Raw genomic sequence first — 14,896 nt, 5'->3', positions numbered from 1 at the left:
CGAGCCGTGGCCAGCCGGCGGTCGTCGACCTCGGCGACCAGCCGCAACGACGCCGCCGACAACCGCCGCGCCGCCGTCTCCAGCACCTGCTGCAGGTCGAGCAGCTCCTCATCCCCGCACCGCCACAACGCGGAACCGGCGAGCCCGTCGACAGCGGCAGTCAGGCACCCGACCGCATCCCACACCGGGTGCTCACCGGAACCCGTACTGCTGACCATGCAACAACGATAGAGCCAGCCACCGACAATTCTCCGGGCCCGGAAACCCTTACACCTCAGTAACTTTAGGTCATCGATCGAGCACGCGTTCACCGACGCCGTTGCGTGGCAAAGAGGCGGCGTACTGCGGCGTGCTGGACCGACGGCGTCGCTTCGTCAAGCCAGTCGAGCGGGGTGCGGCCACGCCCGTCGCGAGCGTCCGGGTCTGCACCGTTGTCGAGGAGAACCTCGATCGTCTTCAAGAAGCCTGCTTTGGTCGCGTAGTGCAGAGCGGTCGCGTTGAGCGCCTCGACGCCGGTGGTTCTACTCGGGTCGCCGGTGCGCCGATCGTCCGCGTGGGCGCCGTATTGCAGTAGCGCGAGGACATAGTCCGGATCATCCTTGCGGCTCTGGTTTCCCGTGCAGCTAGCGCCGATCCACGAGCCGGATGAGTCGATCGACGCGCCCCGGCTGGCGAGCAACGGAGCGAGCTCGGGATGCATGACCCAGCGTCCGACGCCGATCCGCGTCGCGTCCGCGCCATGTGCGAGCAGCGACGCGACCATCGCCGTACTGCCCTTCTCCGCGGCACCGCGCAACGCCCGAAGTCCGCACGGGAGCGGACGCGGGATGTGGTCGAGGATGAGCTGCAGCGCATCGACCTGCCCGCCCGAGACGGCATGGTCCACGGGCGTGACGTCGAGTACGTCGACGGCCGGATCCGGCTCCTGGGCAAGCCCTGGATCGGCCGCGAGCATCCGTTGCAGCGAGGGGAGATCGCCGAGAAACGCCGAGGTGAAGACGTCCTCATGCGCGCCTGCCGCCGTGAGTAGCGATTCGACCGAAGACCGCCGCTTCATCCGCGCTGCGCAGAGCGGTGTCACGAACACCACCCGCTCGAATGCCCGACCGGTTACACCCACCGGAAGGTAGAAGGGATGGTCGACCCCGATGCCCCTGTCCAGGAGCAGACGGACGACCTCGGTGCGACCGGCGAGCGTGGCCGCCTGCATGATCGCCGCGGCGAACGTCGGACGCAGGAGATGTGGCGCCGCCACCAGCGCCGCATCGACGCCGGCGACGTCACCGCGACGAGCGACATCGGTTGCCTGCTTCACGGTTCGGGCGCCGACCCCGCACCAGGCCAGCTGGCCGTCGGCGCCCGTGACGAGGGCCAGAGCCAAGGAGCGGACCTGAGCAAAGATCTCCTGCCGATCGCTTTCCGCGGTGACGGTGGCTTCCATCGCGCGCCGGAAGTGCCCGAGCCAACGGCCGGCGAGTGCCGGTGTGATCGGAACGCTGTCGTGGCGGTGCGCGAGGCCTGCATAGGTCTGCTCGCTGTATCGACCCGGGCCGCCGAGCCACTCGCCGAAGAAGAGCTTCTGCATCGACCGACCCTCGGCGAGGTCGCGGGGGAAGAGGGGACGCAGCTGTTCGTCGTTCTCGAGCCCGTCGTACAGGCCGTCGACGAGACCGTCGATGACCGGCTGACCGCCGATCCGGTCGAAGAGGTCCAAGTCCCGGAACGGCCGAAAGCCCGGTGGGTGATCGAGCAGGCTGCGATGTGCGAGAGCGGTGGGCGGCCACACGGTGCTCAGCCTCGCAAGCCCACCGCCGTGATCACAACTTGGAGACCGAACTCCTTCCCGAGACGCAGCGACCGCTCGTCGCTACGCTACGTGCCGATGAGAGGCGGTGCCGATGAGCGGCAACCCGATATGGGGCGATGACTGGGACGACGTCCGGCGCCTGTGGCTTCTGGACCCGGAGGTGGCGCACTGCAACCACGGCTCGTTCGGCGCGGTGCCCGGACCGGTCCTGGAGGTGCAGGACGGGTTTCGCCGGCGGATGGCGGCCAACCCCATGCGCTGGTTCCATCGCGAGATGCCGGGGCTGGTCACCGAGGCGCGGGGCGAGGTGGCGCGCTTTCTCGGTGCCGACCCCGAAGCGCTGGCCTTCGTCAGCAACGTCAGCGCCGGAGTCTCCGTCGTCGCGCAGTCGCTGCCGCTGCGGCCCGGCGATCAGGTTCTGTCCACCAATCACATTTATGGCTTCGTCTCCTTGGCCCTGGATCGGCTGTGTGCCCGCACCGGAGCCGTCCGCGTCGTCGCAGACATCCCGGTCGACAGCACCGACGAGAAAATTGCGGCCATTGTCGAGATGAACTGCTCCGAACGCACCGGGCTCGTGGTCATCGACCAGGTCACATCAGCGACCGCGCGACGATTCCCGATTGAGGCGGTGGCGCGGATCGCCCACCGGGTGGGGGCCGCCGTCCTGGTGGATGGCGCTCACGCGCCAGGCATGTTGCCCGTCGATGTGCCCGCCATCGGCGCCGACTTCTGGGTCGGAAATCTCCACAAATGGCCGTGTGCCCCCGCCGGAACGGGAGTGCTCTGGGCTGCCCAGGAGTGGCGCGGACAGCTGCTCCCGCTGGTGGTGTCGGCCAACGAACTCGAGGGCTTCCCGTCCGCGTTCGACCGGGTCGGCACCAATGACCTCTCGGCGTGGCTGGCCGCACCGAGCGCACTGCACCTGCTCGGCTCACTCGGCTGGGACCGGGTCCGGAACCACAACGAGACCCTCGTCCGCTGGGCGCAGCGAAGGGTGGCCGAGATCCTCGAGATCCCCGCCGAGGAGCTCAGGCACGATCCGGGGCTCAGTCTCGCGGTGGTGCCATTGCCGGCCGGACTCGCCGACACCCGCGACCAAACACACAAGCTCGCTGATCATCTGGCGGGCCTCGGCGTCGAGACGTCGATGCCCGTGTGGAGTGGCCGCGGCACGATTCGTCTCTCCGCGCATGTCTACAACGAGCCGGCGGACTACGAGCGGATGGCCTTCGGCATCCGGGACTTCATGTCCCGCTGACGGCCTCCCGACCCGGGCAACCCTGGCCGCCGGCTACCCCGGCCGGCTCTCTTTGTAACGACTTCGTACCTGTCGTTGACAGCTCTCGAGCGGCGGAAGTACATTTCCGCCACCCAGAGAATGAGGCAAACAGGGAATGACTGGCCCGGTCAAGAGCGGCGAGCTACGCGTGGTCACTCGGACGCGTCTCACCGACCAGACGGCGGACGCCCTCCGGGAGTACATCCTGACGGCGCGACTCGCGCCGGGGACACGTCTTCCTGCGGAGACGGCCCTCGCCGACTCGCTCGGAGTCAGCCGCAATGTCCTGCGTCAGGCGGTCGCTTCCCTCGAGGGCTTGGGAATGCTGCGGGTGACTCAAGGCAGTGGCACCTACGTCGCCGACCACGCCGACACGGATGTCTTCCGGCAGATCGCCGCCTGGATGGCACCGGAGACCCTCAGCGAGCCGGACTATCTGGAGGTCCGGGCCATCTGGGAGCGTGGAATCTATGCGCTGGCGATGGCACGCGCAGAGCCCGCCGATCTCGATCGCCTCGAGGAGCTGGCCGACGCGATCCTCGACACGGACAACCCCGCCGATGCCGCAGCCCGGCACGACAAATTTCACGACGCTCTATTGCGGCTCACCGGAAACCAATTTCTGGTGACGATGGGGACGATTCTGCATCGTTTCTTCTGGGAGTTCGGCTACCGGGATTCGGCGGTCCGCAAGCCGCCATCCAAACGACTTCTTGAGAGCCACCGTTCGATCGTCAGCATGCTTCGCTCCGGCGACCAGGCAGATATCGAGCGGATGATCGCGCTGCACCTGACACCGCGTCTGAGTACGGACGAGAAAACCTCCGAAGAATAGGGTGGTTGCGCCTGCCGCCCCGCGACCGGCGCCGACTGAAACCGAGGTACACACATGGAAAAGCCCGTCGACGACAAACTCGGTCGCATGCCCAACCTGACGCGCCGCGGTTTCATGGTCGCCAGCGGCGTCGGGGCCTTGGCCTTCGCCGCCGCCTGTAGCGGCGCGAACAAGACCACGAGCGGTGCCGGGACCAATAACGCCCTGGGCCTCAAGCTGCCGTCCGGCTCGGCCGCCGCGACCGATCAGTACTACGTGCAGGCGTTCGACTCGACCGGCGCCAGCTACAAGGCGATGGACTTCTACGAGACGGTCTATTCGCGCGCCCCACTGGCCGACCAATTCAACATCCCGCTCGTACGGTTGAGTAGCGATTACACCATCGTGCCGGGTGCCGCTACCAACTGGTCACAGTCCTCCGACAAGCTCAGCTGGACCTTTCACATCAAGCCGGGAATCATGTGGTCGGACGGCAAAGAACTGACCGCGGCCGATTACGTCGAGACCCTGCGATACTCGGCCGACCCCAAGCACGCGTGGGACTTCAGCTGGTTCTGGTCGGGTGTGATCAAGAATTACAGCGAGGCCGTGGCCGGCAAGGTCCCGACCAGCTCGATCGGGGTGAAGCAGGGCAGCGACAAACACACGCTCGTCATCACGACCGAGGGACCGATCGCCTATATCCCGTCGGCCGTTCTTTACACCACGCCACTCTCGGCGGCCGCTCTCAACAAGTACGGGTCGGGAAGTTACAACATCAACCCGGCCACGTGCGTCACCTGCGGACCGTACAAGCTCACCAAGTTCGACCCGACCGCCACCATCATTCTCAGCCCCAACAAGAAGTACACCGGGCCGTACAAGCCGCCGATCGACGCACTGGTCGGCAAGATCTACGCCGGGGGCGACATGCTGCCGCGCTTCCAGACCGGCGAGATCGACACCATCAGCCTGACCCCGCTCGACCTCAAGATCGCGGCCAAGAACTCCCGTACCAAGGATCTGCACCTCTACAAAAACCCGAACGACTTCGAGATCTGGTACACGTTCTTCGACACGAAGAAGGCGCCGTTCAACAACGTCAAGGTCCGGCAGGCTCTGGCGCACTGCGTCGACCGGGACACTTTGGTCAAGAGCCTGCTGGCGCCACTGGCCACCCCGGCGTACGGATACCTCACGCCAGGATACCCATTCGCTGTGACGGATCCGCTGAAGCCCCTCACCAACTACGACCCTGAGAAGGCGAAGTCATTGCTCGCCGCCGCCGGGTTCCCAGGCGGCAAGGGATTCCCGAAGGTCACGTTCAGTTGGTGGGCGAACGCCGTGTCCAACACCGAGTCCGTCGTCCAGGCCCTCACACAGAACTGGAACAAGATCCTGGGCATCAACATCCAGCTCCAGGAGCTCGACAAGACCACGTTCTACGACCGGATGAACAAGGTCCCGACGCAGATCCAGATGGGCTTCGTCTCCTACGGCATGGACTACTTCGACGCGTCGAACATGCTGAGCGTCTACAAGAGCGGCGGCCGGCACAACTGGGACAACAGTCAGTACGACGGTCTGCTCGCCAAGGGCGCCGCCGAGAGCCAGACGTCGAAGCGCCAGGACATCTACACCCAGGCGCAGACGCTGCTGACCCAGGACGCGCCCGCCGTGTTCATCTTCCACCTGCTCTACGGCTACTACTACGCGCCCTACATGAAGGGAACTGCGCTCGCCAAGAACAAGGACGGCTATGACGGGATCCAATGGCCCGGCTTCGGTGCCACCAGCAATTCACTGCAGGATCTCTATGTAGCGGACAACGTAGGAAGCTGGCCGCGGCAGCCGCAAACCGGCCTCTTCTAGCAGTACAGCCCTCGGGAGAACGTGGTAGCGGTGGTTGCTTATCTGGTCCAGCGATTCTTGACCCTGTTGTTGGTGATGCTGGTCGTCACCATGGTGATCTTCGGGCTGATGCATGCCGTGCCCGGCGGGCCGTTCGACATGACTCAGCAGCCGTTGCCGGCACCCGCCATGGCCAACATCATGCACAAGTACGGCCTCGACCAGCCGATCTGGCGGCAGTATCTCAACTGGCTCTGGGCGCTGCTCCACGGCGACCTCGGCATTCCTTTCGAGCAGCCAACCATGACGGTGACCGGACTCATCGCCAAGGCATGGCCGATCACGCTGATCATCGGCGGCCTCACGATCGCCATCGCCTACGTCGGCGGTTTGATCGTGGGCTCCGTCGCCGCGCTCAGGCACAACACCTGGCTGGACTGGGTGCTCACCTCGGCGGTCTCGACCGCCGGTGTCGCGCTCCCCAACTACGTGCTGGGCTTCGTGCTCATCTCGGTGTTCTCGGTCAAGCTCGGCTGGCTCCCGGCCGGTGGCTGGGGCCAGCCGCAGGACCTGATCCTCCCGGTGATCGCCTTCGCGGTCTATCCGATGGCACTGATGGCCCGCTACACCAGGGCAAGCATGCTGGAGGTGACCTACGCCGACTACGTACGAATGGGCCGGGCCCGCGGTCTCTCGGAGCGTCACATCACCACGCGCTATATCCTCCGCACGGCGCTGATTCCACTCATCACCATCATGGGGCCGAATATCCCGAACATCCTCACCGGCTCCATCTTCATCGAGGCCACGTTCGCCCTTCCGGGGCTGGGCAGCTATTTCACCACGGCCAGCCTGCATCGGGACTATCCCTTGATCCTCGCCTTAGTCCTGATCGTGGCGGTCCTGTGGGGCACCTGCTACATCCTCAGCGACATCGCCTACACCCTGGTCGATCCGCGGGTGCGGCTGGATGGGTTGTCCAGATGACCGCGACAGTGCAGGTACCGGCGACCGCTGAACCCCGATCGAGCTCCAGTTTCTGGCACGCGGCCTGGTACCGGTACAAGAGCAATCGGCTCGCCCTGATCAGCGGCGTGGTGGCGATCCTCATCCTCCTGGTCGCGATCTTCGCGCCGCTGATCGCGCCATACAGTTACGCCACCCAGAATCTCGCCGACTCACTTGCCGGACCGAGCGTGCACCACCTGTTGGGCACCGATCAACTCGGCAGGGATCTGCTGAGCAGGGCCATCTACGGCGCCCGTACGTCGATGCTCATCGCCGTCGGCGCGACCCTCCTCGGGGCCGTCATCGGCATTCCGATCGGTGTGGTGGCCGGCTGGTTCGGTGGTTGGGTCGACTTCATCGTGCTCCGGGCCTTTGAGGTCTTCACGATGGTTCCGCAGATCCTGATGGCACTCCTGTTGATCGCCCTCTTCGGTGGCGGCGTGTTCAAGCTGGTGCTCTTCCTGGGGATCACAGCCTGGGTCGGCTTCGGACGGCTCGCTCGAGCGCAATACCTCGCATTACGCGACCGTGATTATGTGCACGCCGCACGTGCCATGGGCGTGCCGACCTCCCGCATCATCTTCATCCACATCCTGCCCAACGCGATGGGGCCGATGGTCGTCTTCTTCGTGCAGCAGATCCCGGCGACGATCTTCGCCGCCGCCGGATTCAGCTTCCTCGGCCTCGGTGTGCAGGATCCGCTCGCCGACTGGGGAAAGATGATCAACGACGGCGAGCAATATCTGTCCATCAGCCCGATGGTCGCGCTCCTTCCCATCTTTTGCATCGCGCTGGCCACCCTCAGTTTCAGTTTTGCCGGGGACGGGCTTCGCGACGCACTTGATCCCGCTTCGAGGTAGACCGGCATGAACCAGTCCCTTCCGAGCCCGTCCGCGCCGCTGCTCGAGGTGCGGGATCTCCAAGTGTCGTTCGAGATGGAACGCAGTACGATCTATGCGGTGCGGGGACTCAACCTGCACGTCGCCGCGGGCGAACGACTCGGCGTGGTCGGCGAGAGCGGCTCCGGGAAGAGCATCTCGGCGCTGTCGGTGATGCAGATGGTGCCTCCGCCGGGCAAGATCACCGGCGGCGAAATTCTGTTCGCGGGCCAGGAGCTCCGTGGCCTGCCGGCTTCGCAGCTGCGTAAGATCCGCGGCGCTCAGATCGGCATGATCCCGCAAAATCCGCTGACGTCGCTGAACCCGGTGCTCACCGTCCAGTCTCACTTTCAGGAGGTACTGTCCCTCCACCTGGGCCTGTCCGGCCAGGACAGTGACGATCGGACGATCGAATTGCTGCGTTCCGTGGGCATTCCGGATCCGGCTGCGCGCATGCGCGAATATCCGCACCGCCTCAGCGGCGGACAGCGCCAGCGGGTGATGATCGCGTTGGCCATGGCGTGCGAGCCGCGGCTGCTCATCGCCGATGAACCGACCACCGCACTGGACGTCACCATCCAGGCCCAGATCCTGGAACTGTTCGACAACCTCGTCGAACAGTCCGATCTGGGCGCCGTCCTGATCACCCACAACCTGGGAATCGTCGCGGGACACTGCGATCGAGTCGTCGTCATGTATGCCGGCCGGGTGATGGAGTCGGCTGATGTGCTCGACCTCTTCGCCAGGCCGGCCCACCCGTACACCCTGGGGCTGCTGCGTTGCGTGCCGCGACTGACCGCCAAGAGGTCGCGGGTCTTCCATGCCATTCCGGGCACGCCGCCGCAGGTGACGAAGGTCGCCGAGGGGTGCCCGTTTGCCCCCCGCTGCGAGCGGGCCACCGACCAGTGTCGCGAGGAGACCCCTCCGTTGCACGAAATCGAGCTCGGGCACACGATCGCGTGCTGGCATCCGGTCACCGAGCCGGTGGAGGTGGCGGTATGACAGACCAAGAGACGAAGCCGCTCCTGGAGGTCGACGACCTGGTCGTGCACTACCAGGTTCGTGGAGCAGGCAAAGTGGTCCGCAAGCGCGAGACGGTGCATGCGGTCGACGGCGTCAGCTTCACGCTCGGTGCGCACGAGACACTCGGCCTGGTCGGCGAGAGTGGCTGCGGGAAAAGCACCACCGGACGGTCCATCCTGCTCCTCGAAAAGCCGACCGAGGGCCGGATCCGCTTTGCCGGAAAGGACCTCGGGGCGATATCTCACCGCGAGCTGACCGGCCTGCGGCGACGGATGCAGATCGTCTTCCAGGACCCCATCGGTTCGTTGAATCCGCGGCACACCGTGGGCCAGATCATCCGTGAGCCGCTGCATGTGCATGATCTGCTGCCGAGAAAGCAGCAGAACGACCGGGTCGAGGAGTTGCTCGATCTCGTGGGTCTGCCCGCCGACGCGGTGTCCCGCTTCCCGCACGAGTTCAGCGGCGGACAGTGTCAGCGGATCGGGATCGCGCGCTCCCTCGCCGCCGAGCCGACGTTTCTGGTGCTCGACGAGCCGGTCTCGGCGCTCGATGTGTCCATCCAGGCGCAGATCCTGCAACTGCTCACGGACCTGCAGACCCGCCTCGACCTCTCCTATCTGTTCATCGCCCACGATCTGGCGGTGGTCGGCCAGATGAGCGACCGCGTCGCGGTGATGTACCTGGGCAAGATCGTCGAGATCGCCGACCGCGATTCGCTGTACGCACGCCCGCACCATCCCTATACGCAGGCGCTGTTTTCAGCGGTGCCGGTGCCAGATCCGACCGTGCGCCAGGATCGGGTCGTCGTTTCCGGCGAGGTGCCGAGTTCGCTGGCGCCCCCGGCCGGCTGCCGATTCCACACTCGGTGCCCGCTCGCCCAGGAACGCTGCCGGGTCGAAGAACCGAAGCTGCATCATGCCGGCGCCGGTCACGCGGTGGCCTGTCACTTCGCGGACGAGGCGATACGCATCAATCCGTTCGGCTCGACGGTGCCCGCCGAGGTCGAGGTGGACCTGCGAGGCGACGAGGGTGTCCAGCCCGGCGACCGGGCTGGCCTGCCTCGCCGCTAGGCCGGTGTCGAGGCCGCTCTCCCACCCACCCCTCCATGATCAAGAGGGGATTCGTACGGCGTTTCGTGCCGAAATCCCCTCTTGATCATGGAGGGGGGCGGTCCGGCCCTGGCCGTGCAACCCGCGCGACTCTGCGACGCCACCATGCAATACTTCGCGGGTGAATAGACCGGCTCCCGGCCGCCGAGGCACGCGCTGACCTGAGTCAGGGCGTGCCGGCCCCGGACATCGCAGATCATTTCTGCCGACACTGCCGACACAGCCGACGCCAGACCATTTCCTGACCGTCAGGGCAGCGACCTTTCCAACTCCCCGCTCGGTTCTTGGGAAGTAGCCCGGTCATGTTCTTCAGCCTTGCCCTGCTCGCGTTCTTCGCCATCGCCCTGCCCGACGCCATGTCGGGTGTGGTCTGGCCTTTCATGCGAGTCACGTTCGACGAACCCTTGGCGGCACTGAGCCTGGTCCTTCCGTTCGGAGTGGCCGCCACACTTGTGTCGACCACCTGCTGGACGTGGGCGGCGCGCCGGCTCGGTCTCGGCCGCCTGCTGGCCGGCAGCGTCGGCGTCTCGACGGTGGCTCTGCTGTGCTGTGCCATAGCGCCGGCGTACTGGGTCATCGTCGCCTGCGCCGTGTTGTTCGGGCTCTCGGCCGGCGCGATCGATGCCGCGCTGAACTCCTACGCCGCCCGACACTTCGGACCTCGCCAGATCAACTTCATGCACGCCGCCTACGGGTTGGGGGCCGCCGCCTCACCGCTGATCGTGTCCATCGTGGTGAACGCCGGTGCCAGCTGGCGGTGGGCCTACCTGGTCGTCATGGTCATCCAAGGCGCGTTGTCGGTGGTGTTCGCCGCCTCTTCGCGCCGCTGGAACGACACGGTGACCGCCGGCCGCAGCGGACAGTCATCGCAGTCCCCGTCGTCGCCGGATCGGCGCCGGTGGCGTCCGCCACCGGGGGCGGTCGTTGGGTTGTTGGTCGCCGCCGTGGATTGTGGCCTGGAGTCGGCGGTGGGCTTGTGGGCCTTCGTTTTCCTGCTCGACGCGATGACGCTTACGCCGGGAGCCGCCGGACTTGTCGTCTCCGGTTATTGGGCCGCCCTCGTCCTTGGCCGTGTTCTGCTCGGCGCCGTGGCCGAGCGGGTCGGGACCTGGCCCGTCCTGGCTGCGGCCACTTTCCTGGTCGTCGCTGCGGGTGCCCTGATCGTGTCGCATCAGCCAGTGCCCGCCGCGGCCGGCATTGTGCTGCTGGGCCTCGCGGTCGCCCCGATCTATCCGCTGCTGGTACTGACCACCGCTGAACGAACGACCGCCGGCTCGGTCGACCGACTTGTCGGCTTTCAAGCCGGCGCCACGACAGTGGGCGCGGTCACCTGCTCCAGCATCACCGGGCTCATAATGGGCACTAATGCCGCGTCGTTTGCGGGCTGCGTACTCGTCCTTGCTCTGCTGACGAGTGGGGGAATCTGGCTGCTGAGACCCGGGCAGCGGGCAACGAGCACCAGCAGCTAGCTTCGTGACGAGCGCTGACCCGTCCGGCTACAGCAAAGGAGCAGCGAGATGGAGTACACCCGCCTCGGTGCCACAGGACTGAAGATCAGCAGGCTCGCATTGGGCTGCATGAGCTACGGCGACCCCACCACTGAACGAGCACATGAGTGGGCCTTGATCGACGAGGAGGCGCAGCCGTTCTTCCAGCAGGCCATCGAATTCGGCATTACCTTCTGGGACACCGCGAACGTCTACCAGGCCGGCACTTCCGAGGAGGTCGTCGGTCGCGCGATCAAGCGCTACTCACGACGTGAGGACATCGTGCTGGCCACCAAGGTCTTCGGCAAGATGCACGACGGTCCCGGCGGGTCCGGCCTTTCCCGCAAGGCGATCATGGAACAGATCGACGCCTCACTGACTCGCCTCGGCACCGACTACATCGACCTGTACCAGATCCACCGCTTCGACCCTGACACCCCGGCCGCCGAGACGATGGAGGCACTGCACGACACCGTCAAAGCGGGCAAGGTCCGGTACCTCGGAGCGTCGTCGATGTACGCGTGGCAGTTCGCCAAGCTCCAGCACGCCGCTGACTTGGGCGGCTGGACCAGGTTCGTGTCCATGCAGAATCAGTACAACCTGCTTCGCCGCCAGGACGAGCCAGAGCTCATGGCGATGTGCGCCGATACTCGCGTCGGTCTGGTGCCCTACTCTCCGCAGGGCAAGGGTCGTCTTGCCCGGCCTTGGGGCGCCCAGTCCGTCCGCTCCAGCGTCGACCACGTCGTGCAGGCCTTCGACTCCCCGCTCGACGAGCCCATTGTCAACGTCGTACAGAAGCTCGCCGACGTTCGCGGCGCCACCATGGCCCAAGTCGCCCTCGCGTGGGTGCTGCGCAACCCGGCCGTCTCCGCCCCGATCGTCGGTGCGACCAAACCGCATCACCTTCCCGAAGCCGTCGCCGCCCTCGACCTAGAGTTGACCGACGATGAAGTCACCACGCTCGAGGAGCCCTACAGCGACCACGGCCCGTCCTGGTACTGAGCACTCACATACGGCTACAGACTGTCGATCACGCCGTCGAGCCACTCGATGACGGCTGCGACGATTGCCGGCATCGGCGGCGGATCGCCCTTACGTACCGCCAATCCGTGATCGGCGCCCGGTACGACGTGGACCTGCACCTGCTCCGGGAGGCCGGCCGCGCGCAACTCGTCCGGCGACCCGAACGGGTCCCGCTGCCCCTGTACCACCAGCACGGGCACCTCGACTCCCTGGAGCTCCGGTGCCCGGGACCGATCCGGCCGACCCGGCGGATGCAGCGGGAACGACAGCGCCAGCAAGCCGACCGCTCCGACCGTCGCCGCGCTGCGGCAACCGACTCGGGCACCACTGGACCGGCCACCGACGACCAGAGGCAGCTTGGCCAGCGTGTGGCGCCGTCGGAGCGCCCGCACCACCTCAGCCAACACGGCGTCCAGCACCGGCGCAGGCGCGGGCGGCCTGCGGCCCGCCATCCGGTACGGCTGGGTCAGCCGGCCAACGGCGTACCCGGCGGTGGTCGCCCCGTCCCGAACGGCCCGCAGGTCGCGGGCGTCGATCCCCCCGCCGGCTCCGTGGCCGAGCAGCAGGAGTGCGCGCGCGGGCCGCGGGGCGTCCAACGTCACCCGCGCGCGCCCTGCCGTCGTCTCGATCTCGATCTCGGTCGTCATGTCAGGTCTGCCGTGCAGCCTATCCACTTCGCGACTGCCCGGCTCCGGTCTGCGTGACGGTCGGGTGTGATCGGCACTGCCCCCGTTCTCAGGCTCGCTCGTACGTCGCAATGATCACGCCGGCTGTCGTGGGGACGCTGCGGACGAGGGCGAACTCGGTCAGCGGTGAGGTCTCGTCGAACATGCGATGCCCGATGCCGAGCACGATCGGGTGGATCAGCAGGTTGTAGCGGTCGATGAGCCTTGCGCCATGCAGGCTGCGGACAAGTTCGGCGCTGCCGATGATCGCGAGATTCGGGCCCGGTTCGGCCTTCAGGGTGGCCACCGAGTGTGTCGCGTCGCCGGGCAGCAGGATCGAGTTCTGCCACGCGTCGACGTCAGGCAGCGTGGTCGACGCGACGTATTTGGTCACCGAGTTCAGATGGTCTGTGAACGGGTGTCAGTCTGGTTCGGCCAGTAGCCGAGGAAGTCCTCCCAGGTACGGCGGCCGAACAGCATCGCCCCCGGCTCGGCCATGCCGCGGGCCATCTCCTTGCCCATCACCTCGTCCTGGTGCCGACTACCCCAGCCCCCGTTGGCGAAACCGTCATGGGCGTCCTCGTCCGCGCGTCCCGGACCCTGGACGACTCCGTCCAGCGTGACGTTCATGGTGACACTGATCCTGCGCATCCAATTACCTTCCGCTAGATGCGAGGCGGTTCTTCCGCCCCTCATCCACTACACGAACGCGACCCGGGCGAATCGACAGATCGGCTCGGACCTCTCCAGCTGTGGACGAGACGCACGGCGTCAGCAGGTCCCTTTCTCATCTGGCGCCGCAGATCGGTGATCCGAAACGCGATGACGTAGGCCTCCCGACAGATCTCACGCCCGGTCCGACGTTCGTACTCGCGTACGACGTCCTCGGTCAGCGGGTCAGGGTCTCGGAGCAGGGCGCGAAAGTCGAAGGACGCGGGACCCATGGTCACGCCGGAGAAGTCCCAGACACCGGAGAGCAATCCACTGTCGGGGTCCAGGACGATGTTGTCGCTGGTGAAGTCGTTGTCGAGCAGCATCCGGCCAACGAGCCGGCCCGAGAGGTCACGCGCCCGCGCGAGCATGGATTCGACGTCGGGCCGCACCGACGCGGGTACGTCGTTCGGATCGATCAGATCGGCTCGTGCCTCGAGCGAGAAGAAATCGGGTATGCCGATCGACGCTATTTCGGTCTCGGTCAGAGCCTCGTGCATGGCGACGACGTATTCGGCCATCGACGCCGCGAGCGCCCGCTGGTGTCCCCGCGTCCCCGAGAGGTAGCGGTCTCGGTCGAAGCTCCGGCCGACAATCTTGCGATAGGCGCAGAAGCGGCTGCGTTGACCGACCCACTCGACTCGAGGTATCTCGACCGGGAGCCGGCCGTCGAGCGCGGCGAGCAGGGCCACCTCGCGGTCGAGGTCGATCCAACTGCGGGGAAACCGATAGATCCACTCTGTGGTCTCGAGTACAAAGTTCTGGTCCCCGGCGCGGCGGACTGCGCCGACGAGGTCGACCCGTCGATCCTCCGCCTGTACGGCGTCGACCAACTCGGCAAGCGATGGTTCGTCGGTGAGCTCCATTACTCTCCCGGGGTCGTCATCGCGAGACTATCGGGCGAGCGAATCCTCACATCAACCGCTGCGCGGCTTCCTCGAGTTGCTCTGGCGGAAGCCCGAGCGTCAGCGGATCGCGGTCGGGCCGAGGGCCTTCAGCAGGTCGCTGGCCGCTGCTGTGACGTTCGCGGACGCGTCCGGGTAGCTGGCGTCGTCGGATTGGCGGCTGAGGATCACCGCGACGTACTGCTCCCGTGCGCCGAGGAGGGCGGTGCTGTGTAGCAAGTGGTACGGGATGTAGCCGAGCCACCCCTGCTTCGCCGCTACGTGGAGGGGCCGGACCCCCGCGGCCAGGAAGCCGAAGTCCTGATCGAAGCCATCCGCCAGGCCGTAGTGGGT

16 protein-coding genes are annotated in these 14,896 nt (G+C 66.3%); 9 read left to right on the top strand and 7 right to left on the bottom strand.

What is annotated here, in order from left to right; translation table 11 throughout:
- Both VGH85_07525 and VGH85_07520 read right to left on the bottom strand, forming a co-directional pair.
- Window positions 1–218: hypothetical protein (locus VGH85_07525; protein HEY2173649.1), on the bottom strand; the 218-nt coding region annotated here is incomplete at its 3' end.
- Window positions 219–307: 89 nt separating this feature from the next.
- Window positions 308–1,786 carry an ankyrin repeat domain-containing protein gene (locus VGH85_07520; GenBank protein HEY2173648.1) on the bottom strand — a complete coding sequence of 493 codons (1,479 nt, stop codon included), beginning with the start codon at window positions 1,784–1,786 and terminating at the stop codon, window positions 308–310.
- Window positions 1,787–1,898: 112 nt separating this feature from the next.
- Here VGH85_07520 and VGH85_07515 point away from each other — a divergent pair, with 112 nt between their 5' ends.
- The 9 genes from VGH85_07515 to VGH85_07475 all read left to right on the top strand — a co-directional run bounded on the left by VGH85_07515 (window position 1,899) and on the right by VGH85_07475 (window position 12,261).
- Window positions 1,899–3,068, top strand: a complete 1,170-nt coding sequence (locus tag VGH85_07515) for an aminotransferase class V-fold PLP-dependent enzyme (protein ID HEY2173647.1) — start codon at window positions 1,899–1,901, stop codon at window positions 3,066–3,068.
- 136 nt (window positions 3,069–3,204) lie between these two features.
- Window positions 3,205–3,924 carry a GntR family transcriptional regulator gene (locus VGH85_07510; GenBank protein HEY2173646.1) on the top strand — a complete coding sequence of 240 codons (720 nt, stop codon included), beginning with the start codon at window positions 3,205–3,207 and terminating at the stop codon, window positions 3,922–3,924.
- Between the two features lie 54 nt (window positions 3,925–3,978).
- Window positions 3,979–5,775 carry a peptide ABC transporter substrate-binding protein gene (locus tag VGH85_07505; protein HEY2173645.1) on the top strand — a complete coding sequence of 599 codons (1,797 nt, stop codon included), beginning with the start codon at window positions 3,979–3,981 and terminating at the stop codon, window positions 5,773–5,775.
- Window positions 5,776–5,805: 30 nt separating this feature from the next.
- Entirely contained in the window at window positions 5,806–6,741 is a 936-nt protein-coding gene (locus VGH85_07500; GenBank protein HEY2173644.1) for an ABC transporter permease, read from the top strand.
- Window positions 6,738–7,622 carry an ABC transporter permease gene (locus tag VGH85_07495; GenBank protein HEY2173643.1) on the top strand — a complete coding sequence of 295 codons (885 nt, stop codon included), beginning with the start codon at window positions 6,738–6,740 and terminating at the stop codon, window positions 7,620–7,622. Before VGH85_07500 ends, VGH85_07495 begins: the two co-directional genes overlap by 4 nt.
- Before the next feature lie 144 nt (window positions 7,623–7,766).
- Entirely contained in the window at window positions 7,767–8,642 is an 876-nt protein-coding gene (locus VGH85_07490) for an ABC transporter ATP-binding protein (GenBank protein HEY2173642.1), read from the top strand.
- Entirely contained in the window at window positions 8,639–9,733 is a 1,095-nt protein-coding gene (locus VGH85_07485) for an oligopeptide/dipeptide ABC transporter ATP-binding protein (protein ID HEY2173641.1), read from the top strand. Before VGH85_07490 ends, VGH85_07485 begins: the two co-directional genes overlap by 4 nt.
- 341 nt (window positions 9,734–10,074) lie before the next feature.
- A complete protein-coding gene (locus tag VGH85_07480; GenBank protein HEY2173640.1) occupies window positions 10,075–11,241 on the top strand; it encodes an MFS transporter in 1,167 nt (388 codons plus the stop codon).
- A gap of 48 nt (window positions 11,242–11,289) precedes the next feature.
- Window positions 11,290–12,261, top strand: a complete 972-nt coding sequence (locus VGH85_07475; protein HEY2173639.1) for an aldo/keto reductase — start codon at window positions 11,290–11,292, stop codon at window positions 12,259–12,261.
- Window positions 12,262–12,275: 14 nt separating this feature from the next.
- Here the strand turns inward: VGH85_07475 and VGH85_07470 are convergent, their stop codons facing one another.
- The 5 genes from VGH85_07470 to VGH85_07450 all read right to left on the bottom strand — a co-directional run.
- Complete coding sequence (locus tag VGH85_07470; protein ID HEY2173638.1) at window positions 12,276–12,929, bottom strand: alpha/beta family hydrolase; 654 nt, start codon at window positions 12,927–12,929, stop codon at window positions 12,276–12,278.
- 88 nt (window positions 12,930–13,017) lie between these two features.
- Window positions 13,018–13,341: a dihydrofolate reductase family protein gene (locus VGH85_07465; GenBank protein HEY2173637.1), complete on the bottom strand. Its 324-nt coding sequence runs from the start codon at window positions 13,339–13,341 to the stop codon at window positions 13,018–13,020.
- A 5-nt stretch (window positions 13,342–13,346) separates the two neighbouring features.
- A complete protein-coding gene (locus tag VGH85_07460; GenBank protein ID HEY2173636.1) occupies window positions 13,347–13,598 on the bottom strand; it encodes a hypothetical protein in 252 nt (83 codons plus the stop codon).
- A gap of 41 nt (window positions 13,599–13,639) precedes the next feature.
- The gene (locus tag VGH85_07455) at window positions 13,640–14,524 is read right to left on the bottom strand and encodes an aminoglycoside phosphotransferase family protein (protein ID HEY2173635.1); all 885 of its coding nucleotides are present in this window, start codon (window positions 14,522–14,524) and stop codon (window positions 13,640–13,642) included.
- A 99-nt stretch (window positions 14,525–14,623) separates the two neighbouring features.
- Window positions 14,624–14,896 (bottom strand): hypothetical protein (locus VGH85_07450; protein HEY2173634.1); only part of this gene is annotated, 273 nt, incomplete at its 5' end.

This window comes from Mycobacteriales bacterium (genome assembly GCA_036497565.1).
GTDB lineage: Bacteria > Actinomycetota > Actinomycetes > Mycobacteriales > QHCD01 > DASXJE01.
Note: the sequence above shows the minus strand (reverse complement) of the source record. Positions and strands in the feature narration are given on the sequence as shown.